Origin of the sequence: Thalassospira lucentensis (assembly GCF_011806425.1) — a bacterium.
Taxonomy (GTDB): Bacteria; Pseudomonadota; Alphaproteobacteria; order Rhodospirillales; family Thalassospiraceae; genus Thalassospira; species Thalassospira lucentensis_B.
Genome location: NZ_JAATOV010000003.1, coordinates 278,248 through 299,971 on the forward strand (window position 1 = coordinate 278,248; position 21,724 = coordinate 299,971).

Annotated in this window: 22 protein-coding genes; 15 read left to right on the forward strand and 7 right to left on the reverse strand. The window is 52.4% G+C overall.

The window, feature by feature from the left end; genetic code table 11:
* Positions 1 to 8: 8 nt before the first annotated feature.
* From recQ to HCZ99_RS11260, 3 genes are all read right to left on the reverse strand, one after another.
* Positions 9 to 1,841, reverse strand: coding sequence for a DNA helicase RecQ (recQ, locus tag HCZ99_RS11250; RefSeq protein ID WP_167447067.1), 1,833 nt, complete (start codon positions 1,839 to 1,841; stop codon positions 9 to 11).
* Between the two features lie 19 nt (positions 1,842 to 1,860).
* On the reverse strand, positions 1,861 to 2,502 hold the full coding sequence (locus HCZ99_RS11255; protein ID WP_167447068.1) for a uracil-DNA glycosylase: 642 nt from the start codon (positions 2,500 to 2,502) through the stop codon (positions 1,861 to 1,863).
* A gap of 85 nt (positions 2,503 to 2,587) precedes the next feature.
* The gene (locus HCZ99_RS11260) at positions 2,588 to 3,196 is read right to left on the reverse strand and encodes a LabA-like NYN domain-containing protein (RefSeq protein ID WP_167447526.1); all 609 of its coding nucleotides are present in this window, start codon (positions 3,194 to 3,196) and stop codon (positions 2,588 to 2,590) included.
* 174 nt (positions 3,197 to 3,370) lie between these two features.
* Here HCZ99_RS11260 and folK point away from each other — a divergent pair, with 174 nt between their 5' ends.
* From folK to HCZ99_RS11330, 14 genes are all read left to right on the forward strand, one after another.
* Positions 3,371 to 3,919 carry a 2-amino-4-hydroxy-6-hydroxymethyldihydropteridine diphosphokinase gene (gene folK / locus HCZ99_RS11265; RefSeq protein ID WP_368484255.1) on the forward strand — a complete coding sequence of 183 codons (549 nt, stop codon included), beginning with the start codon at positions 3,371 to 3,373 and terminating at the stop codon, positions 3,917 to 3,919.
* Positions 3,920 to 4,029: 110 nt separating this feature from the next.
* Positions 4,030 to 4,362 carry a DNA-directed RNA polymerase subunit omega gene (gene rpoZ / locus HCZ99_RS11270; protein WP_167447069.1) on the forward strand — a complete coding sequence of 111 codons (333 nt, stop codon included), beginning with the start codon at positions 4,030 to 4,032 and terminating at the stop codon, positions 4,360 to 4,362.
* Between the two features lie 148 nt (positions 4,363 to 4,510).
* Positions 4,511 to 6,664 carry a RelA/SpoT family protein gene (locus HCZ99_RS11275; RefSeq protein WP_167447070.1) on the forward strand — a complete coding sequence of 718 codons (2,154 nt, stop codon included), beginning with the start codon at positions 4,511 to 4,513 and terminating at the stop codon, positions 6,662 to 6,664.
* A 131-nt stretch (positions 6,665 to 6,795) separates the two neighbouring features.
* A complete protein-coding gene (locus HCZ99_RS11280) occupies positions 6,796 to 7,506 on the forward strand; it encodes a DUF2062 domain-containing protein (protein ID WP_167447071.1) in 711 nt (236 codons plus the stop codon).
* Entirely contained in the window at positions 7,503 to 8,255 is a 753-nt protein-coding gene (locus tag HCZ99_RS11285) for a pyridoxine 5'-phosphate synthase (protein ID WP_167447072.1), read from the forward strand. Before HCZ99_RS11280 ends, HCZ99_RS11285 begins: the two co-directional genes overlap by 4 nt.
* The gene (gene acpS / locus HCZ99_RS11290) at positions 8,252 to 8,647 is read left to right on the forward strand and encodes a holo-ACP synthase (RefSeq protein WP_167447073.1); all 396 of its coding nucleotides are present in this window, start codon (positions 8,252 to 8,254) and stop codon (positions 8,645 to 8,647) included. The genes HCZ99_RS11285 and acpS overlap by 4 nt, the downstream gene beginning before the upstream one ends.
* A 28-nt stretch (positions 8,648 to 8,675) precedes the next feature.
* Positions 8,676 to 9,422 (forward strand): signal peptidase I, encoded by a 747-nt coding sequence (gene lepB / locus HCZ99_RS11295; protein WP_167447074.1) that lies wholly within the window; start codon positions 8,676 to 8,678, stop codon positions 9,420 to 9,422.
* A complete protein-coding gene (rnc, locus tag HCZ99_RS11300; RefSeq protein WP_167447075.1) occupies positions 9,422 to 10,105 on the forward strand; it encodes a ribonuclease III in 684 nt (227 codons plus the stop codon). The genes lepB and rnc overlap by 1 nt, the downstream gene beginning before the upstream one ends.
* Positions 10,098 to 11,036, forward strand: coding sequence for a GTPase Era (era, locus tag HCZ99_RS11305; protein ID WP_167447076.1), 939 nt, complete (start codon positions 10,098 to 10,100; stop codon positions 11,034 to 11,036). Before rnc ends, era begins: the two co-directional genes overlap by 8 nt.
* A 273-nt stretch (positions 11,037 to 11,309) precedes the next feature.
* Positions 11,310 to 11,477 carry a hypothetical protein gene (locus HCZ99_RS11310; RefSeq protein ID WP_167447077.1) on the forward strand — a complete coding sequence of 56 codons (168 nt, stop codon included), beginning with the start codon at positions 11,310 to 11,312 and terminating at the stop codon, positions 11,475 to 11,477.
* A 9-nt stretch (positions 11,478 to 11,486) separates the two neighbouring features.
* On the forward strand, positions 11,487 to 12,251 hold the full coding sequence (recO, locus tag HCZ99_RS11315) for a DNA repair protein RecO (protein ID WP_167447078.1): 765 nt from the start codon (positions 11,487 to 11,489) through the stop codon (positions 12,249 to 12,251).
* A gap of 137 nt (positions 12,252 to 12,388) precedes the next feature.
* On the forward strand, positions 12,389 to 14,632 hold the full coding sequence (gene parC, locus HCZ99_RS11320) for a DNA topoisomerase IV subunit A (protein WP_167447079.1): 2,244 nt from the start codon (positions 12,389 to 12,391) through the stop codon (positions 14,630 to 14,632).
* A 231-nt stretch (positions 14,633 to 14,863) separates the two neighbouring features.
* Positions 14,864 to 15,409: a TRAP transporter small permease subunit gene (locus tag HCZ99_RS11325; RefSeq protein ID WP_167447080.1), complete on the forward strand. Its 546-nt coding sequence runs from the start codon at positions 14,864 to 14,866 to the stop codon at positions 15,407 to 15,409.
* Positions 15,409 to 16,782 (forward strand): TRAP transporter large permease, encoded by a 1,374-nt coding sequence (locus HCZ99_RS11330; RefSeq protein WP_167447081.1) that lies wholly within the window; start codon positions 15,409 to 15,411, stop codon positions 16,780 to 16,782. The genes HCZ99_RS11325 and HCZ99_RS11330 overlap by 1 nt, the downstream gene beginning before the upstream one ends.
* 124 nt (positions 16,783 to 16,906) lie before the next feature.
* Here HCZ99_RS11330 and HCZ99_RS11335 read toward each other — a convergent pair whose 3' ends face one another.
* The 3 genes from HCZ99_RS11335 to motA form a co-directional block, all read right to left on the reverse strand.
* Positions 16,907 to 17,662, reverse strand: coding sequence for an arginyltransferase (locus tag HCZ99_RS11335; protein WP_167447082.1), 756 nt, complete (start codon positions 17,660 to 17,662; stop codon positions 16,907 to 16,909).
* A 132-nt stretch (positions 17,663 to 17,794) separates the two neighbouring features.
* The gene (locus HCZ99_RS11340) at positions 17,795 to 18,745 is read right to left on the reverse strand and encodes a flagellar motor protein MotB (RefSeq protein WP_167447083.1); all 951 of its coding nucleotides are present in this window, start codon (positions 18,743 to 18,745) and stop codon (positions 17,795 to 17,797) included.
* A 51-nt stretch (positions 18,746 to 18,796) separates the two neighbouring features.
* Positions 18,797 to 19,651, reverse strand: a complete 855-nt coding sequence (gene motA, locus HCZ99_RS11345) for a flagellar motor stator protein MotA (RefSeq protein WP_167447084.1) — start codon at positions 19,649 to 19,651, stop codon at positions 18,797 to 18,799.
* Between the two features lie 266 nt (positions 19,652 to 19,917).
* Here motA and HCZ99_RS11350 point away from each other — a divergent pair, with 266 nt between their 5' ends.
* Positions 19,918 to 20,403, forward strand: coding sequence for a flavin reductase family protein (locus HCZ99_RS11350; RefSeq protein ID WP_167447085.1), 486 nt, complete (start codon positions 19,918 to 19,920; stop codon positions 20,401 to 20,403).
* 86 nt (positions 20,404 to 20,489) lie between these two features.
* On the opposite strand, the gene HCZ99_RS11355 is transcribed toward HCZ99_RS11350, so the two are convergent.
* Positions 20,490 to 21,710 (reverse strand): threonine ammonia-lyase, encoded by a 1,221-nt coding sequence (locus tag HCZ99_RS11355; protein WP_175581498.1) that lies wholly within the window; start codon positions 21,708 to 21,710, stop codon positions 20,490 to 20,492.
* Positions 21,711 to 21,724 lie beyond the last annotated feature (14 nt).

Below are 21,724 nucleotides of genomic sequence, written 5' to 3' on the forward strand. Positions count from 1 at the left end.
GGCTTTGATTAACGCCGCCCATCCATAACGTCCAGGAAGGCAAGACCATATTGGTCGAGCTTTTTCACGCCGACACCGTTAATCGACGTCATATCTTCGAGGGTGCGGGGTTTGAAGCGGACCATTTCCCAAAGTGTGCGATCACTAAAGATGACATAAGGCGGCACGTTTTGGCTTGTTGCCAATTCACGGCGCATGGTGCGCAATCGTTCCCAAAGATCGCGGTCTTCTTCGGTTTCAAATTCCGTATCAAAATCGCGTAGGCGCCGGGTGGTCGCGCGTTTGCTTTCGCCCGGGTCTTTGCGCATTTCAACGACTTTTTCACCGCGTAGAATGGGTCGGGATTCCTCGGTCAGGTAAACCCCACCGTGTCCTTCGACATCGACTTGCAAATAGCCCATTGCCAGAAGTTGACGGAAGACGGATCGCCATTGCGGTTGGGCGATGTCTTTGCCGATGGCATAGACTGAAATCTTGTCATGGCCATTCTGGCGGATTTTTTCGGTTTTGCGGCCAATCAGAACTTCGATCACGTGGGCTGGGCCAAACCGTTGCCCGGTGCGATAAACCGCTGACAGGGCTTTGCGCGATGCATCGGTCGCATCCCATGTTTCAACCGGTTCAAGGCAGGTGTCGCAATTGCCGCACGGCTTGTGACTTTCTTCGCCGAAATAGGACAGGATCACTTGTCGGCGACATTTGGTGGTTTCGGCAAGGCCGACAAGGGCATCAAGTTTGCGCGATTCAATGCGTTTTTGGGCTTCTGGCGCGTCGGAGCCAAGCACCATACTGCGGATAGAGACGATGTCTGATAGGTCGTAATTCATCCATGCATTGGCCGGAAGCCCATCACGGCCAGCACGGCCGGTTTCCTGATAATAGGCTTCCATGCTTTTGGGCAGATTAAGATGGGCAACGAACCGCACGTTTGGTTTGTCGATTCCCATGCCAAATGCCACAGTGGCGCAAATGATCAGGCCGTCTTCGCGCAGGAACCGATCCTGATGATTTTGGCGCGTTTCCTGTGTCAGGCCTGCGTGATAGGGCAAGGCAGGGCGGCCATTATCGGTCAGCCATTGTGCGATGTCTTCGGTTTTGCGCCGCGACAGGCAATAGACAATTCCGGCATCTTCGGCGTGCTCGCGGTTAAGGAACGCCAACAGACGCTGTTTGGCATTGCCCTTGGTTTCAATCCGATAGGTGATGTTGGGCCGATCAAACCCGGTCAGGAAGCATTTTGCTTCGGTAAGGTGCAGGTTTTCGGCGATGTCTTTGCGGGTTGGGGCATCCGCCGTTGCGGTCAGCGCGATACGTGGCACATGTGCAAAGCGGGTCGGCAACAGATCCAGACGGCGATATTCCGGCCTGAAATCATGCCCCCATTGTGAAACACAGTGGGCCTCGTCAATCGCAAACAATGAAATGCTGATGCGTTCAAGAAGGTTTAGGAACCGGTCAGAAGCAAAGCGTTCGGGTGCGACATAAAGTAAATCAATATCACCATCGATTGCGCGGGCTTCGATTTCGCGCGCGGCATCCGGGGCCAGCGTCGAATTAATAAAGGCGGCCTTCACACCCAATTGGTTAAGCGCGTCGACCTGATCTTTCATGAGGGCGATCAAGGGCGATACGACAATCGCCGTGCCGGGGCGACACAGGGCAGGGACCTGATAACACAGGGACTTACCGCCACCTGTTGGCATCAAGACCAACGCATCGTTGCCGGCAATGACGTGATCGATGACTTCGGCCTGTTGGCCACGGAAACTGTCATAGCCAAAAACTTCACGCAGAACGTCAATCGGCTGACGTTGCGTCGGGTGGTCGAGAAGGTCGTGCATAGGGGGTGTATCGGGCAATTTAACCGTCCAGATGTGCGCGGATGTCGGCAAAGACGTTTTCAAACATCTCTGGCGTCAGGCGATAGGTCTGGGTGTTGTAGCGCGAACAGTGATAGCTATCAAACAATGTGATGCCATTTTCCATACGATGTGACGCCCCATGCCCAAATTTGAACGATGACAGCTTAAGCCCATAGGTGCGCATCATTGCCTGATGGGCAACCTGACCCAGGCACAAAATGGCCGAAAGGTTGGGCATTGCGTCGAATTCGCTGATTAGGAAGGGACGGCAAGTGTTGGCTTCTGGTCCGGTCGGTTTATTTTCCGGCGGCACGCATTTGACCGCATTGGTGATGCGGCAATCGATCAGTTCGAGCCCATCATCGGGGCGCTTGTCATAGGTCCCCGTGGCAAAGCCAAACTTTTTAAGCGTGTCATAGAGAAGGTCACCGGCATAATCGCCGGTAAAGGGCCGCCCAGTGGCGTTGGCACCTTTAAGCCCCGGTGCGAGGCCGACAATCAGAAGTCGGGCATCAATCGGGCCAAAGGGCCGAACAGGGCCATTATAGAAATGCGGGAACTTTTGCTGATTGGCGCGGCGAAATTCCACCAAGCGCGGGCAAAGTTGGCAGTCTCGGTCGGGCTGCTGATAGGCGGTCATGGCATATCTGACGGTTTTGCCGGTTACGGAGCGGTCCGTAACCGGTCGTGATCAGGATAGAGCGAAAAGCGAAAACGATATTTTCTTAGGTGTAATCGAAATCGCCAAGTTCAGGATGGTCGGGATGATCATCAATATCAGGGTGGTCATCGTCACGGCGTTGCTGAACCTTGCGCGCGATGGTGCCTTCAAGGTCGGTTAATTCAATGAAGTTATCTGCCTGACGGCGAAGTTCATCGGCGACCATTGGCGGGTTCGATTTAACCGTGGAGACCACGGTAACACGAACGCCTTTACGCTGGATCGCATCGACCAAACGACGGAAATCACCATCGCCCGAGAAAATGACAACATGATCAAGGTGTTGCGCCATTTCCATGACGTCAATTGCCAGCTCGATATCCATGTTGCCTTTGATCTTGCGACGGCCAGCGGCATCGGTAAATTCCTTGGTCGGTTTTGTGACCATGGTATAGCCGTTGTAATCAAGCCAATCGACGAGTGGGCGGATCGGGGAATATTCCTGATCTTCGATAAGGGCGGTATAATAGAATGCCCGGATCAGCTGACCTTTTTGCGAGAAAAGTTCCAAAAGGCGTTTGTAATCAATGTCAAAGCCAAGCGACCTTGCAGCGGCATAGAGGTTCGAGCCATCTATAAAAAGCCCGATCCGCTCCTGCGGGTAAAAAATCATCATATAAATTCCTCAAACTTTAAAATTTTAATATGCAGTTCCTAAAAAAACGGAACCTCAATTGTTTACCGTGGGTGCGAGAACAAGGAAAGGCGAAAATGTCATGGACAGGATATGCTGCCTCCCTTAGATATGCCGTCTTTCCCGCGACCCACAGACCAGAAAGCACGCTTTGTGAGCAACCCGTCAGTGTCCAATATTCAATCTACGTCTGAAGACGCCAAGCTGATCGCTTTTGGTGCGAATTTACCTACTGATCAATATGGTGCGCCAGCGCAGACATTGAAGGCTGCATTGGAACATTTAGCCCAAGATGGCCGGGTTTCAATCAAGGCTGTGTCATCTTTTTATGAAACTGCACCCGTGCCGATTTCTGATCAGCCGTGGTATGTGAATGGTGTTGCGTGGGTTGAGACGGATCTTTCGGCGCATGATTTGCTTTTGAAGCTTCATGAAGTGGAAGCCGAATTTGGGCGCGTGCGCCGCGAACGCAATGCCGCACGCGTCATTGACCTTGATCTAATTGCCTATGGCCGTGATTTGATTGTCGAGGAGGGCGGTATTAACGTGCCGCACCCCAGAATGGCGGAGCGGGCATTCGTTCTTTTGCCGTTGCGTGATGTCGCACCTGACTGGGTGCATCCGGTTTTGGGACGCACTGTTGGCGACCTTATTTCCGATCTTCCGGCCGATCAGCAAATCCGCAAGCAGGCAGAGAGTTAAAAAATCCAGCGAAAACCTGTTCGAAAGTGTGGTTTCGCTGTTGCAACACAAACGATCCGGCGCTATAAAGCTCGGTCTGGACACCCCAAAAAGTATATCTGGAGACATTTATGGCGCGCGTTACCGTCGAAGATTGCGTTGACAAGATTCCGAACCGCTTTGAGCTGGTTATGATTGCTGCTCAGCGTGCACGCAACATTTCGGCTGGCGCTGAACTGACCATTGATCGTGACAACGATAAAAACCCCGTTGTCTCGCTGCGTGAAATCGCTGAAGAAAAAGTTGATTTCGACGAACTGCGCAATGGTTTGGTTCAGGGTCTGCAGCGGCATGTTGAGCCTGACGAGCCAGAAGAATCCGAAGACGATTTCGGACCAAAACTGGTTGCAGAAGCTGTTGAAGATGCATCGGTTGGTGTGGTTGCACCGTCCGAAGACGAATAAAATTAGGTCACAGAGACGTTGATCTGAGATCGTTTTAAAAGAAAAGCCACGGTATTTATCATCCGTGGCTTTTTTTTATCCAAATCGTACTATCTTATGAGCGGGGTTCGATTTTGCCCCGATAATGATTTACGGAGATGCCCCCTGAATGATGCGCCAATATGAACTTGTTGAACGGGTAAAAGCTTATGATCCGGATGCGTGTGAAACCACACTGAACCGGGCGTATGTCTATGCGACCCAGAAGCATGGTTCTCAAAAGCGCGCGTCGGGGGACCCGTATTTTTCTCATCCGATCGAAGTCGCGGGCATTCTGACGAATTACAAGCTCGATTGTGACACGATCATCACAGCGCTGTTGCATGATACGATCGAAGATACCGACGCCACGCCAGAAGAAATCAACAAGCTGTTTGGTCCTGATATTCTGAAGATGGTCGATGGTGTCACCAAGCTGACCCAGATCGAGCTTAAATCAGCTGACTCAAAGCAGGCTGAGAACTTCCGCAAGCTGCTGCTTGCCATGTCAGAAGACATTCGTGTTCTGTTGGTCAAGTTGGCCGACCGTCTGCACAATATGCGCACGCTGCATTACATTTCCAAACCGGAAAAACGCGTACGCATAGCGGCAGAAACGCTTGAGATTTATGCACCGCTTGCCGAGCGCATTGGTATGCATGACATCAAGGAAGAGCTTGAAGACCTTGCTTTTCAGCATATCAACCCAGAAGCCCGTGATTCGATCTTGGCGCGTTTGGAATTCCTGCGTGAGAAGGACGACAATGTCGTTAACCGGATCGTTTCCGAGTTAAAAGACGTCATTGTGCGCCAGGGGCTGGCGGTTGATATTTATGGGCGTGAAAAACGGCCATATTCGATCTGGCAGAAAATGCAGCGCAAGAACATCACCTTTGGCGAGTTGTCAGATATCATGGCGTTCCGGGTGTTGGTAGAAGACATGCCGCAATGCTACGAAGTTCTGGGTTACCTGCATGCCAATTACAAAGTGATCCCGGGCCGGTTTAAAGATTATATCTCAACCCCGAAGCCAAACGGCTATCGTTCGATTCACACCACTGTTCTTGGCCCGGAAAACCACCGGATCGAAGTGCAAATTCGGACCCGTGAAATGCACGAGGTCAACGATAACGGTGTGGCCGCGCATTGGGTTTATAAGCAAGAAGGTGGTTCGCAAAAAGCAGGGCCACAAAAAGAAGGCGTGCAGTATCGCTGGCTGCGCGACCTTTTGGATATTCTTGAACATGCTTCCGAGCCAGAAGAATTCCTTGAGCATACCAAGCTGGCGATGTTCCAGGATCAGGTATTCTGCTTTAGCCCGAAGGGCGAGGTGATTGCGCTGCCTGCGCGCGCAACCCCGGTCGATTTCGCGTACATGATCCATACCCACATTGGGGACACTTGCGTTGGGGCGAAGGTCAATGGCGCGATGGTACCATTGCGCACGATGCTCAATAACGGCGATCAGGTTGAAATTGTAACCTCCAAGGCGCAAACGCCTAATCCGACGTGGGAACGGTTTGTTGTTACCGGTAAGGCGCGCGCGCGTATTCGCCGGTTTATCCGTCAGCAGCAGGAAGACCAGTACAAGGACCTTGGCAAAGCCATCCTTCAAAAGGCATTCCGCCAAGAAGGCTATGACTATTCCGACAAGGCAATTGATGGTGTCTTAAAAATCTTCAAACTGCCCAGTGCGGATGCGTTGCTAAGCTCCGTCGGGGCAGGGCATCATACCGGGCGTGAAGTCGTTCATGCGGTATTCCCGGGATCCAGAGACACCGAGACCGCGCGCAAAATCATCCCGGCTGAAAAGGGACGTGCGCGCAAGCATGATCACGCCATCCCGCTTAAGGGCCTTATCCCCGGTATGGCTGTGCATTATGCTGGGTGTTGCCACCCGTTGCCTGGTGATCGCATTGTTGGGATTGTCACCACGGGGAAGGGCGTTACGATCCACACGATTGATTGCGACACCCTTGAAACCTTTACCGAGCAGCCAGAACGTTGGCTTGACGTTGGGTGGGACAATGATGGCGAGCCGGAACACTTCATCGGGCGCCTTGGTTTGACCGTGGGCCATGAGCAGGGCGCGTTGAGTTCGATTACCAGTGTGATTGCCAAAAACCATGGCAACATTACCAATCTGCGCTTTACCAATCGCACCACAGATTTTTTTGAAATGTTGATTGATGTTGATGTTGTGGATGTCAAACATCTGACCAATATCATTGCGGCTTTGCGGGCAACCCCGGTGGTCAATACGGTGGAGCGCGCGCGGGGATAATGGTGAGTTGTGAACTCCTTCGCCTTTTCGGTGATTTCGGCGTAAAAACCTTGCCAAGTTCGCAGCAAGCACTTACCCATATGCCTCGACTTTGTCTTGGTTTAGCTGTTTTTCCTCAGAACTGATCCCGCATGTTTCGCCGCCGCATCAAACCAAATTCATTCCAAAAAGTTCGCAACGTGGTTTGGCCGCGTGGTGGATGGCGGCGTTCGTCGCAGTATTTTGCGCATCGCGTGGCACGGTTACCCGGAACGCCTTATAGCATCGCTTCGGGTTTTGCGATTGGCGCGGCGGTATCCTTTACGCCGTTTATCGGATTTCACTTTGTCCTGTCGGCGATTCTAAGCTTCCTTTTGCGCAGTAATCTTGTCGCATCGTTGCTTGGCACGATCGTCGGTAATCCGTGGACATTCCCGTTTATCTGGATTTGGCTTTATACCGCTGGGAACTGGATACTCGGTGTTGATGATCCGGGACATGCGGTGCATTTTGATATGACCGTTCTGTGGGATTTCGTGACCCTTGGACTGAGCTATATCGGTGGCGGGTTGATCTTTGGTCATTGGGACCCAGCAGATCACACGGCACTGGCAAGCCTGTGGCATAGCATTATCGATATTATCTGGCCGATGATTGTTGGCTGTATTCCGACTTCCATTGTGGTTTGGATGCTGTTTTACTTCCCGGTACGTCGGGCAGTTGGGATTTATCGCCATAACCGGATTTTGCGCCGCATGAAAAAATCGGATCGCCCCGGGTTGGTGCCGATGCTTGAAACTGCCAAGGAAAAGATCGGTGCGGTGAAAAAGACTGCCACCAAAAATCAGGATGAAACTTCATGAGTTCGAAACTTCGGCTTGGCGTTAATATCGATCACGTTGCCACAGTGCGCAATGCGCGCGGAGGTGTCGCACCTGATCCAGCACGCGCAGCGATCCTTGCGGCCGCTGCCGGGGCGGATGGCATCACGGCCCATTTGCGCGAAGATCGTCGTCATATCTCAGACGATGACATGAAGAATATCCGTGAAAACATTGATATTCCGTTGAATTTCGAAATGGCCGCCACCGAAGAGATGCTGGCAATTGCGCTTAGAACCAAGCCGCATGCCGTGTGCCTCGTGCCGGAAAAGCGTGAAGAACGCACCACCGAAGGCGGGCTTGATGTTGCCGGTGGTCACAATTACCTGAAGCCGTTTGTGACCGAGCTTGGTAATGCCGGTATTCGCGTTTCGCTGTTTATCGAGGCATCGAAAGAGCAGCTTGATGCGGCCAAAAGCCTTGGCGCGCCGGTTGTTGAAATTCATACAGGTGCCTATTGCGACGCCGAAACCGAAGACGCGCGAAACAAAGAGCTGCAGCGTATTGGTAAGGCGGTTGCGTATGGCTCCTCTATCGGGCTTGAAATCCATGCGGGGCATGGTTTGACATTTGATACGGTTAAGCCGATTGCGGCGATGCCAGCGATTGCCGAGCTCAATATCGGGCATTTTTTGATTGGCGAAGCGATCTTTGTCGGTCTGGAAAAAGCCATTGGCGAAATGCGTCGCCTGATGGATGAGGCACGTGGTATCGAAGCGGGCGCTAAATGATCATTGGTATTGGCACAGATTTGTGTGATATCCGCCGGATCGAGACGGCACTTGAACGTCACGGTGAGCGGTTCATGAAACGTGTCTTCACCGATGTTGAAATTGCGCGCGCAAAACGTAAACCGCACCGTACGGCATCGTCGTTTGCAATGGCTTTTGCGGCGAAAGAGGCCTGTTCAAAAGCCCTGGGAACTGGTTTTCGCCAGGGCGTTTATCACAATACGATGGGGGTTGTGCATCAACCCAGTGGTAAACCCGACATGGTTTTGATAGACGGTGCATTGAAAAGACTTGAAGAATTGACCCCTGACGGGAAAATGGCTTCAGTATATGTGACGCTGACGGATGAATATCCGCTCGCCAATGCTGTTGTGGTTATTTCGGCAGATTGACAGATAAAAGTGATTGGTAAGACACGGAATGGAAAAGTTAGTGCATAAAAAGAAGACGGGCGGATTATTCGATACCCTTAAAACCGTTTTCTGGGCCGTTCTCATCGCGCTTTTGGTTCGTACGTTCGCGTATGAGCCATTTAACATTCCGTCAGGGTCGATGATCCCGACCTTGCTTGTCGGTGATTATCTGTTCGTATCGAAGTTTTCATACGGCTATTCCAAGCACAGCTTGCCATTTAGCTTGCCGCTGATCCCGGGCCGTATTCTGGAAACCGAGCCAGAGCGCGGGGATGTGGTTGTTTTCAAACTGCCGTCTGATACGTCGCAGGATTACATCAAACGCGTGATCGGTCTTCCGGGTGATACGGTTCAGGTCAAGAACGGTCGTCTTTACATCAATAACAAGATGGCTGAACGCGAACGGATCGAAGATTACATCCTGACCGATGGCACCGGACGTTCAGCGGCAGTGGCGCAGTATCTTGAAACGCTTCCGAACGGGCGTGTGCACCGTATTCTGGAACTGTTTGGGGATCAGGGGCCGAGCGACAATACCGAGGCGTTTACCGTGCCTGAAGGTCATTTCTTCATGATGGGTGATAACCGCGATAATTCGGCAGATAGCCGCGCATTCCCGGCACGGTTCCGGTTTGTCCCGGTTGAAAACCTTGTCGGCCGTGCAGAGTTCCTGTTCTATTCCAAGGATAGCTCGCAGCCGATTTACGATTTGGGCAGCATTCGATTTGACCGTCTGTTTCAGGGGATTAACTGATGGGTGAGGGGGCTCCACGGATCCCAGAGATTGACCACGAATTTTCCAACCCGGACCTTCTGCGTGTTGCGTTAACGCACCGCAGTGCGGCCAAGGGGAAGGATGCGCTGAGCGGTGGCAATGAACGCCTTGAGTTTCTTGGCGATCGCGTGCTTGGTCTTGTCGTGGCGGATATGCTATATACCCGTTTTGGGCGTGAGCGCGAAGGTGCGATGGCCAAACGGTTTGTCGCCCTTGTACGCCGCGAGACACTGGCGCGTGTGGCCGTCCAGATTAATCTGGGTGATCTGATCCAGATGGCGAAGGGTGAGCGGGCCGCAGGGGCGGACACCAACCCGGCCATTTTATCTGATTGCATGGAAGCGGTGATTGCCGCACTCTATCTTGATGGTGGTTTGGAACCTGCGCGCAGCTTTATCGAAAAGCTGTGGACGCCGCTTCTAGATGAAGATAACAAGCCGCCACAGGATGCCAAAACCCAATTGCAGGAATGGCTGCAGGGACGCGGAAAGCCGCTGCCCAAATATGAAATGATTGGCCGTGAAGGCCCGGCACATGCACCCGTCTTTACCATCGAACTGACCGCCAGTGATGGGGACAGTGTCAGTGCCGAAGGAAAATCAAAACGTGAGGCGGAGCAAATCGCCGCCCAATTGATGTTGGATAAACTAAGCCATGAATGAGGTTCCCACACCGGTGAGCGAAGACAGATTACCTTATCAGCAGCGTTGCGGCTTTGTGGCACTTGTTGGTGCGCCAAATGCTGGCAAATCAACCCTGTTGAACCAGCTTGTCGGTACGAAAGTATCGATTGTCTCGCCGAAGGTGCAGACGACCCGTACGCGTGTGCGTGGTATCGTCATGACCGAAGACGCACAGATTGTTTTTATTGATACCCCCGGTATCTTTGCGCCAAAACGCCGCCTTGACCGCGCGATGGTCAAAGCCGCATGGAATGGTGCGGATGATGCGGACTTGGTTGTTCTTGTCATTGATGCCGGAACTGGCGTCACCGAAGAAGATCAGGCCATCATCAAGCAGCTTAAAGATCAGCACCGCAAGGCGATCTTGGCATTGAACAAGGTCGATAAAGTCACTGATAAGGAAAAGCTTCTGCGATTGTCGCAAGAACTGTTTTCCTATGAGGTCTTTACCGACGTCTTTATGATTTCGGCAAAAAAAGGGGCCGGAACGCAAGATCTGGTCAACTTCCTGGCCGCCAAAATGCCAGACGGCCCATGGATGTTCCCAGAAGACGACGTTTCGGATATGCCGCTTCGGTTGCTTGCGGCCGAAATTACCCGCGAAAAGCTGTATTATCAGCTGCAGCAGGAATTGCCGTATTCGGCAACGGTTGAAACCGAACTTTGGGAAGAGCGCAAAGACGGTTCGGTCAAGCTTGAGCAAACCATTTTTGTCGAACGTGAAGGCCAAAAGGCCATCATTCTTGGCAAGGGCGGCAAGCGGATCAAGGCACTTGGCAGTGATGCGCGCAAAGAGCTTGAAGCCATTTTTGAGCGCCGCGTTCACCTGTTCTTGTTTGTGAAAGTGCGTGAAAATTGGGGCGATGATCCCAATCGCTTTGCCATGTGGGGACTTGATCCTAACGCCTGATTATGACCGCCGTACCGTGCGGCTTGCAATCACTGGGTAGATGATGGAATTCGGATCTTTTTGGGGCGTTGTGTTAATTGTTCTCGGTGCGGTTGCCGCACTGATTGTTGCACGCATTGCCAGAAGACCATTCATTAAGCGCCCTGATAGCAGCAAGGTACGGCGGGAAACTTCTTTTTTGCATCGCCCGCTTAACCTTCTTGCGCTTTTGGCTGCACTTGCCATCTTTTTGCTAGGGTTATTTTGGCGCATGACGGGCGGAGTTCCCAACTGATGACCAAACGTTCAAACGATCCGATTGACGCGGCGATTGACGACGTCGAAAGCCGCCCGTGGCTGAAAAAGGCGATTTTTATCGCGGCATTGTTTTGCCTTGCATCCAGCCTGATGGGTTTCTTTTTCCTTGTGTCCCGATTGATTGTGCCCGGCGGGTTTTTCTAAGGGGCGATCATGGATTGGCGTGATGATGGTATTGTTCTTTCGACGCGCAAACTTGGTGAAAACGCAGCCCGTCTTTCGGTTCTGACCCGCGATTATGGCCGCCATGCTGGCATGGTCCGCGGCGCGACCAGCAAATCAATGCGCGGGACCCTTGAACCAGGCAATCAGGTGCGTGTTGGGTGGTCGGCACGTCTGGCCGAGCATCTTGGACAGTTTCGCTGTGAATTGACGGGGGCGCATGCGGCAGACCTGCTGTTATCACCGGGGCCGCTTATGGCGATGAGTTCGGCCTGTGCCATGCTTGATGCGACTTTGCCAGAGCGCGAAGCCCACCCGGACTTGTTTCACGGAACCGTGGCCTTGATGTCGGCGCTAAAGACCGAGCAATGGTTGCCTTCCTATATTCGCTGGGAAGTTGGTCTTCTTGAAGAGCTTGGCTATGGCTTGTCGCTTGGTTGTTGTGCCGCGACGAATGTGACGACCAATTTGGCGTATGTTTCGCCCAAAAGCGGGCGCGCAGTTTCACAAGAAGCGGGGCAGGCGTATCGTGATCGTCTTTTGCCGTTGCCGGCGTTTTTGTCTGGCGGGGCCGGTGGGCAGGGGACGGATACACGCAAAGCCGAAGACCTTTCGGATCAAATCCGTGATGGCCTAAAATTGACCGGGTTCTTTATTCACCGCGATATTTTCGAAGCAAAAGCCTTAAAGCCAGTCGCGGCACGGGATCGACTTGTCAGTCATGTGTGGCGGTCTGTGCCGGCGAAAGAAAAATAAATTCGTCATTTTGTGCAGCACATGTTGACCATCCCTAGGCCGTGCGTAGTATGTTGCCAAACCAGTGATGCATCGACATCAACGTCGTGTGTGTTTTCACACCAGTTCATTCTGCAAAGAAACAAGAAAAACCGTTCATGAGCACCAAGACTTCCGAGCCGGCCGGTACCGGCCAAATCCGGGAAACCCGACTTGCCGACGCGCTGAGCGAACGTTACCTTGCTTATGCGATGTCGACGATTATGTCGCGTTCTCTGCCCGATGTACGTGATGGTTTGAAACCCGTACACCGCCGTCTTCTTTTCGCGATGCGTCAGTTGAAATTGAACCCGGAACAAGGGTTTAAGAAATGCGCGCGTGTGGTCGGTGATGTGATCGGTAAATATCACCCACACGGTGACCAGTCCGTGTATGACGCACTTGTGCGTTTGGCGCAGGACTTTGCTGTGCGGTATCCGCTTGTCGATGGGCAAGGGAACTTTGGCAACATCGATGGCGATAACGCCGCGGCGATGCGTTATACCGAAGCCCGGATGACCGCCGTTGCAGCTGCCTTGATGGATGGTTTGGACGAGGATGCGATTGATTTTCGCGCCACCTATGACGGTGAAGAGCAAGAACCGATCGTCATGCCGGCTGCGTTTCCAAACCTTTTGGCAAACGGGGCATCTGGCATCGCGGTTGGTATGGCCACCAACATCCCGCCGCACAATGCGGACGAGCTGTGCGAAGGCCTGATCAAGCTGATCGATAATCCGGAAACTTCCATCGCGGAACTTGTGAGGTGTGTGCCGGGACCAGATTTCCCGACCGGTGGTGTTCTGGTTGAGCCGCGTGAAAACATTCTTGAGGCCTATGCGACCGGGCGTGGGTCATTCCGCCTGCGCGCAAAGTGGGAAGTCGAAAAACTTAGCCACGGCCTGTATCAGGTGGTCATTACCGAAGTTCCGTATCAGGTTCAAAAGGCCAAACTGGTTGAACGCATTGCTGATTTGATGGTCGCCAAGAAGTTGCCGCTTCTTAATGACGTGCGCGATGAATCGACCGATATCATTCGTCTTGTTCTGGAACCACGCACCCGTGCGGTAGAACCAGAACATCTGATGGAGATGCTGTTCAAGAATACCGAACTGGAAATCCGGTTTGGTTTGAACATGAACGTTCTGGACGGGGATAACACCCCGCGTGTCATGAATTTGCGCGAAGTTCTGCGCGCGTTCTTGGCCCACCGTCAGGATGTTTTGATCCGTCGGTCCAATCATCGACTTGCCAAGATCAATCATCGTCTTGAAGTGTTGGAAGGCTATCTTGTCGCCTATCTGAACCTGGACGAAGTGATCCGTATTATTCGTTTCGAGGATGAGCCAAAAGCATCCTTGATGAGCGCGTTTGACCTGACGGAAGTTCAGGCCGATGCGATCTTGAATATGCGTTTGCGGTCTTTGCGCAAGCTCGAAGAGATGGAAATCAAGAACGAGCACGCCAAACTGACCGAAGAAAAAGAAGGCCTTGAAGCACTTCTGGCAAGCGAAAGCCTTCGGTGGGAACGCATTCGCGATGAAATCGATACGATGCGCGAGAAATTTGGCAAGCAGACCGAGCTTGGCAAACGCCGCACTGAGATCGGTGACGCGCCAGAAGAAATCGAAGTTCCGCTTGAGGCGCTGATCGAACGTGAACCGATTACGATCATTTGTTCGAAAATGGGTTGGGTCCGTGCGCTTAAGGGCCATACCGCCGACCTTGGCGATCTGAAATTCAAGGACGGTGACGAAGGGCGTTTTGCCCTTAAGGCCTTTACGACCGATAAGGTTCTTATTCTGTCGACGGCGGGCCGTTGTTACACCATGTCGTGTGACAAGCTGCCCGGTGGGCGTGGCAATGGTGAGCCGATCCGTCTTTCGATCGATTTGCCGCAAGAACATGACATCGTGTCCATGATCGTTCACAAGAGCGATCGTAACTTGCTGGTGGCAAGTTCGGCCGGGCGTGGTTTCCAGGTTGCGGAAAAAGATGTCGTGGCCCAAACCAAGAACGGGAAACAGATTTTGAACCTTGGCGACGGCGAAGTTGCCAAGATCTGCCTGCCGGTCGAGCATGACCACGTTGCCGTCTTGGGTGAAAACCGCAAATTGTTGATTTATCCGGTCTCGGAAGTGCCGGAAATGACGCGTGGACGCGGCGTGATTCTGCAAAAATACCGCCAAGGTGGTCTGTCCGATCTGATCATTTTCAATCTTGAAGAAGGTCTGAGCTGGGCGATGGGTGGCAGCGAAGGTCGCACCCGCACCGTGACAGATCTTTCTGAGTGGATTGGCAAACGTGCAGGGGCAGGGCGGTTGCCGCCAAATGGCTTCCCGCGGTCAAACAAGTTCGAATAAACGTCGCTTTTACAGTCGATTGATATTTTAAAAGCCGGGTGGGATTTATTCCATCCGGCTTTTTTCGACTTAGGGTGCTTGAAACGGCTTGGGAAAGTGAAAAAACCAAGGAAATAGCCATATTTTCAAGCAAAATATATAGCGTTTTACATGTTAAAAATGTAACTTCCACGCAAGTTTAACAGGAAGCCCGCAATTTTCCTGTGCGATATAAGGGCTTGGGAGTGAAAAGTGAGATTTCTAGGAAATTTCGTCCACGCGATAGACGGTCTAAATGACTGGATCGGTCGCGGGGTTGCTTGGCTGGTGGTTCCGATGGTGGTCATCACTTTCTTGGTGGCCACGCTGCGTTATGGCTTCTCCATCGGGTGGGTCACGATGCAGGAAAGCTATATGTGGCTTTATGGCATCATGTTTATGGTTGGTGCTGGCTATACGCTTTTGCACGGCGGACATGTGCGCGTTGACGTGATCTATCGTCCGGCGTCGCCCCGCTATAAGGCGTGGGTCGACCTTTTCGGATCACTGTTCTTGCTGATTCCGGTCGTGATCATGGTTTTCATGTATAGCTACCCTTATGTGGTGACCAGCTGGAAACGACTTGAAGGGTCCCATGAAACGGGCGGTCTTCCGGGGCTGTTTCTTTATAAATCCGTGATTTTGGTGTTTTGCGTTTTGATGCTGCTGCAAGGCTTGTCGCTTGCAGCGCGCAGTGTGCTTGTGCTCGCCGGACATAAAGAATTTGAAATCAACGAAGAAGAGCACGAGGGCATTTAATGACGGGTGAAATTCTTAGCCTGGTAATGTTCGCCGTTGCTTGCGGCGTGCTTATTCTTGGTTTTCCGGTTGCCTTCTCGCTTGCGGGGACCGGTCTTGCATTTGCGTTGCTTGGCGATGCGCTTGGCGTATTTGATATGCCGCTGTTGGGGTCGTTGCCGTCGCGCTATTTCGGTGTGATGTCCAACGAACTTTATGTGGCCATTCCGCTGTTTGTGTTCATGGGCGTGATGCTTGAACGTGCGCGCATTGCCGAAAAGCTTTTGACCACTATGGGGATGCTGTTTGGCACCATGCGTGGCGGTCTTGGTATTTCGGTTGTGATTGTTGGCATGTTGCTTGCCGCATCGACGGGTATCGTCGGGGCCACCGTGGTCACCATGGGCTTGCTTAGCCTGCCAGCGATGCAAAAAGCGGGTTATGATCCCAAACTGTCGACCGGTGTCATTTGCGCATCGGGGACCCTTGGTCAGATCATTCCGCCGTCCATCGTACTTGTTCTGCTTGGCGATATCTTGCAGGGGTCCTACGCTGAGGCACAGCGTGCACTTGGCAACTGGGCGCCAGAGCCGATTTCGGTCATGGACCTGTTTGCCGGGGCGTTCATTCCGGGGATGTTGCTGGTTGGGATGTATATTGGCTGGATTATCATCAAGTCGATCATTGATCCCAATTCTGCGCCCGCCCTTGTCGAAGGCAAACGCCCGGAAGGCCTTTGGGGTGAGGTTCTGCGGGCCTTATTGCCACCGGCACTTCTGATTGTTGCTGTTTTGGGCTCCATCCTGACCGGGATTGCGACGCCGACCGAGTCAGCGGCCTTTGGGTCCGTCGGCGCGACCGTGCTCGCGGCGGCCTATCGACGGTTGGATATGGCTGTTTTGCGGCATGTCATTCGTCAAACTTTGCAGGTAACTGCAATGGTGTTTGTCATCTTGCTGGGTGCATCGGTCTTCTCGCTGGTGTTCCGTGGCCTTGGTGGCGACAAGTTGGTCGAAGATCTTTTGCATAATCTACCAGGTGGCGCATTTGGCGCGATGCTGGTGGTGATGCTGTTGATGTTCTTCATGGGCTTCTTCCTCGACTTTATCGAGATTGTGTTTGTAGTTGTGCCGATTGTGGGGCCGATCTTGCTTAAGCTTGATATCGATCCGGTGTGGCTTGGCATTATGATTGCCATCAACCTGCAGACCAGCTTCTTAACACCGCCATTTGGCTTTGCGCTGTTTTACCTGCGCGGGGTTGCCCCGCCGTCCATTCAGACTATGGATATCTATCGCGGGATCATCCCGTTCGTGATCATTCAGATGCTGGGTCTTTGCCTTGTCGCGGGCTTCCCGTGGCTGGCAACATGGTTGCCAAGCGTTCTGTTCTAGCCAGATCGCATCTGATAACGGACATTTGAAAAAGGCACCCAAATGGGTGCCTTTTTTGTTGGGATATACGTTACGTGGTTGAGCGCGAAAAAGGGGCAGGCATATGCCTGCTCTTAGTTCATGGTCAGACGCCTTCGTCGGGATGATTGCTGTTTTCTGGTTCGGACATGCTCACCCATTGTCCGTTTTTGAAGCCTTCAAGGGGCTGAAACCGCATCTTGTAGGACATCTTACGGCAGTCAGAAATCCAGTACCCCAGATAGACGTGGGGTAAATCAAGAACCTGTGCTTCGGCGATTAAATCCAGAACAATATAGGTGCCAAGGCCGCGTTTATGTTCTGTCGGATCAAAGAAGCTATAAACCGCTGAAAGACCGTCAGATAGATTATCCACCAGTGCGACCGCGATTAGGCTGCCATCAGTACGACGGTATTCAAAGATCGATGTTTCAATGGTGCTGTCTTCGACCATGGCGCGGTAATCACGGGCATCCATTCTGGCCATATCGCCATTGCCATGCCGGGCGTCCTGATAGGTGCCAAACAGCTCGAACTGTTCTTGTGTGGCTGATGGCGGCACGATGCTGCGGACAAGGTCGCTGTTTTTCGATTGAATGCGCCGGAATGATTTACTGAGTTTGAAATCCTTACATGCGACGCGTACGGGAACGCAGGCATCACATTCGCTGCAGGCTGGAAGATAGGCAATGGAATGACTGCGACGAAACCCGGATCGGGATAACAGATCATGAATGCCATTGGCTTCGGGACCGCGCAATTCGGTGACCAGCTTTCGCTCAAACCGGCCCGGCAAATAGGGGCAGGGCATGGGCGCTGTCATGAAGTAATGCTGGGTAAGTCGTCGCTGATTGACTGTCATTTAGCTGTACGCATCCCGATCATATTCCACCGAACCACTAGTATGAGAGTAAGTACAGTTTATGACAGTTTAAAGGGGCAAATCACAAAAGGAACATGCGAACACGACACAAAGCCGATCAGCGGACACTTTTTAAGGTTGGGACGGGACCGAGAAGGTCGGGCGTCGTTGCTGTTCTGGCGTTGTCGGTGCGACCTGATCCGGGCGGTTTGAATTGGTTCCCGAATTTCCGTTCTCAGCTGCACCGTCAAAGGCGGCTTGATCACCAGTTCCGCGCAGCAAGGTGATGCTGATGCGGCGGTTGCGTTCGTTCGCCGGGGCTTCTGGCATCAACGGATCGGTATCGGCAAGTCCTGCCACCTTGGAGAACCGGTTTGCTTTGACGCCGAATTCACTCAGCGTGCGGCGGGTTGCAAGCGCGCGTTCAGATGAAAGCTCCCAGTTAGAATAGCCATCTGCACGGTTGAACGGCACAGAATCGGTATGTCCTTCGATCGAAATGTCTTGCGGCAGTTTTTCAATGATCTCGGCGACCTTTTGCAACAGAACTTTGGTGTGTTCTGCCATGGTGGTGCTGCCACTTGGGAACATTGCAGTGCCGTCTTCATCAAGCAACTGGATGCGAAGACCTTCTGGGGTTTCTTCGATGCGGATGTTTTTTTCCAACCCTTGAAGCTCTTCACTGCTTTCAATGGCCTTGCGAAGTTCTTCCTGGGCGTCGCTGAGCTGCTTTTCTTCCATCTGGGCAACGCGGATTTCTTCGCGTTCTTCGGGCGTCTGGGGCGGGGGAATATCCATCTGTACCGCCGGGGCGCCAAATTCAGAACGCAGTGCGCCTTCCTCGGCCAGGCTGGTGCCGCCCAGCAACCCACCGGACCCTGATTGGTTCTGTGAAATGGTTTCCGGGGTGAAATACGTCGATATGCCTTGAAGCTGTTCTTCACTGGCGCTTGAAAGCAGCCACAGCATCAAGAAAAACGCCATCATTGCCGTCACGAAGTCGGCATAAGCAACCTTCCACGAGCCACCATGGTGGCCGCCATGACCACCTTTTTTGACTTTTTTGATGACAATATCAGGCATGCGTATCGAAAATCCGGAGCGTTACGAAAGGGACGGTTTACGGGGTTGCGATTAGGCCGTCGGTGCATCCTGCAGGGCTTCGTCAAGTTCTTTGAAGCTTGGACGAACCGTTGATGGCAGCGTTTTACGCGCGAATTCAACAGAGACCTGCGGAGCATAGCCTTGCATATGGCCGATCAAGGCTGCCTTGATGCAGGAAAAATACTTGCTGTCTTGATCCAGGGTCTTTTTGATGATTTCCGCTGTCGGACCGACAAAGCCATAGGACGCGAGAATACCAAGGAAGGTCCCCACAAGGGCGGCAGCAATCAGGTTCCCCAGAACTTCTGGCGGCTCGGTCACGGAACCCATGGTCACGATAATACCCAGAACGGCGGCAACGATACCAAGGCCGGGCAGGGCGTCGCCCACGGTCTGGATGGACGCCGGAACCAAGTGATCTTCTTCGTGATGAATGTCGAGTTCCATATCCATCACGGCTTCGAGCTCGTACGAGTTTGTCGTGCCAAGGGTCAGAAGACGCAGGTAGTCACATAAAAATTCAGTGGCGTGATGATCTTTTAGAAGGTTCGGGAAGTTCGAAAACAGGCTGGAGCTTTCAGGGTTTTCAACGTGGCTTTCAAGGGCAAGGTCGCCTTTTGATTTTGCCAGACGGAAAACAGCGTAAAGACAAATCAGAAGTTCGAGATAGACATCCTTTTTTTTCGGTCCTTTCATCGCACGCATTGTGTAGGCGATGGACTTTTTAAGGATGCTCATCGGGTTGGCGATCAGGAATGTACCAAAAGCCGCACCAAAGATGATAAGAACTTCAAACGGTTGGATCAGAATGCCGATGTCGCCATGGGGCAGATAACCGCCAAGGACGGCGCCGAGAACAACGACATACCCAATGATCAGAAACATTCTTTTTCCCCGCTTCGCCGATAGTGCTATCGGATCAATTCACGCTATCTCTATACGAATATCTATCTGGTCTTAAACCATTTTTCCCTTGCGGTCCAAGCCCGATCTTACATTCGTATTACCCTATTAACTTTTAATGTTATTAAAATCACGTTTAAATCGGCTGCGAGATAGGTTTGACAGCACGAAGATTAATCGCCATTTTCCCTTTGCTCCGAACCGGGGCCCTTAGATAATAGATTTAGTTAGCAAGAGCATTCTTCAATATGTCATTTTCTCCGCGCGATTTTCGGGACTGTCTTGGGCAATTCGCAACCGGTGTTGCAGTTGTCACCACACGCGCGAATGATGGCACCAAGGCTGGTATCACCATCAACAGCTTTGCCTCGGTATCGCTTGATCCGGCTTTGGTTCTGTTTTCGGTCGATTTCCGGGCTGCGACACATGATTTGTTTACCGGCGAGTGCACCCGATTTTGCATCAATATCCTGCGCCAAGAACAACAAGCGCTGTCTGATGCGTTTTCAGCCCCTGGCCAGCATGGCTGGGACAAGGTCGCCCATCAGGACGATTGCCATAGCGTGCCGCGGTTTGATGATTGCCTTGCAACATTTTCATGTAAGCGCCACGCGATCCATGACGGCGGCGATCACAGCATCATTGTCGGGCGTGTACAGGAAATCTCGCTGGGCGAGACCGGAAATCCGCTTTTGTATTATGGCGGTCGTTACCGCGCGCTAGATCGCGAATAGGCAAGACTCACATTACAAGAAAACGGGCCGATAGCATGTTGCTACGGCCCATTTTTTTAAGTTGATGGCTTTGGCTAGCTGAACAATCAATCGAGTGACGTATTGCCCAGCAGTCGTCCACCAAATCCAGCCTCAATCAGCCGCGCGATAACTTGTTCAGCGTGAACAGTATCACGAACTTCAAGCACCATATCGACGTCGGTCTGTTTGGCCGGAACATCATAAAAATGACGCTGATGATAGACTTCGATGATGTTGGCGTCTTCTTCGCCGATCAGGGTACTGATGGTGGCCAACGCACCGGGGACATCGGGGATTTCGATGCGCACGCGCACCAGCCGTCCCTGACGGGCCATGCCGCGCATTAACACCTGTGCGAGAAGACGGGTATCGATGTTGCCGCCACTAATGATCAGGCAAACCTTCTTGCCCTTAAACCGATAGGGATGATCCAAAAGGGCAGCAAGCGGTGCGGCGCCAGCGCCTTCGACCACGCTTTTTTCGATTTCAATCAGCATCTGAATGGCGCGTTCGATTGAGCTTTCCTCAACCAGAATGACGTCATCAAGCTTTTCCTTGCAGATTTCAAGAGTGAGGCCGCCGGGCTGTTTAACCGCGATGCCTTCGGCAATGGTGACACCACCGCCGGTGAACTCTTGATCATGCATGCCTTCATACATGGATGGATAAAGCTTTGTTTCGACACCAACAATTTCGATGTCAGGCCGACGTGCTTTGATCGCGGTTGAAATGCCTGACGCGAGACCGCCACCGCCAACCGGAACAACGATGGTATCGATGTCCGTGTTTTCGTTCAGAATTTCCAGCCCAACGGTTCCTTGGCCGGCAATGATGTGCGGATCATCAAAGGGGTGGACAAAGGTAAGGCCACGTTCTTGTTGAATCTTGCCTGCGGCTTCGACGCTTTCAGCAAAGACATTGCCCATCAGCACAACTTCGGCACCATGGGACCGGGTGTGGTGGACCTTGGTATACGGGGTGTTTTTGGGCATCACGATGGTTGCCGGGATGCCAAGACGTTTGGCGTTATAGGCCACACCTTGGGCGTGGTTGCCTGCTGATACGGCGATGACGCCTTTTTCGCGTTCCTCGGGTGTTAGGCTTGCCAATTTGATATAGGCGCCACGTTCCTTAAAGGATGCGGTATATTGCTGATTTTCAAGTTTAAGATAAACTTCGGCTTGGCAAATATTTGAAAGCGTTAAAGATTTCACCAAAGGCGTTTGTGCGACAATGCCTTCAAGCAGTCCTGCTGCGCGGACGATGTCGTGATAGGAAACGGCCATAATTTCCATGCTCC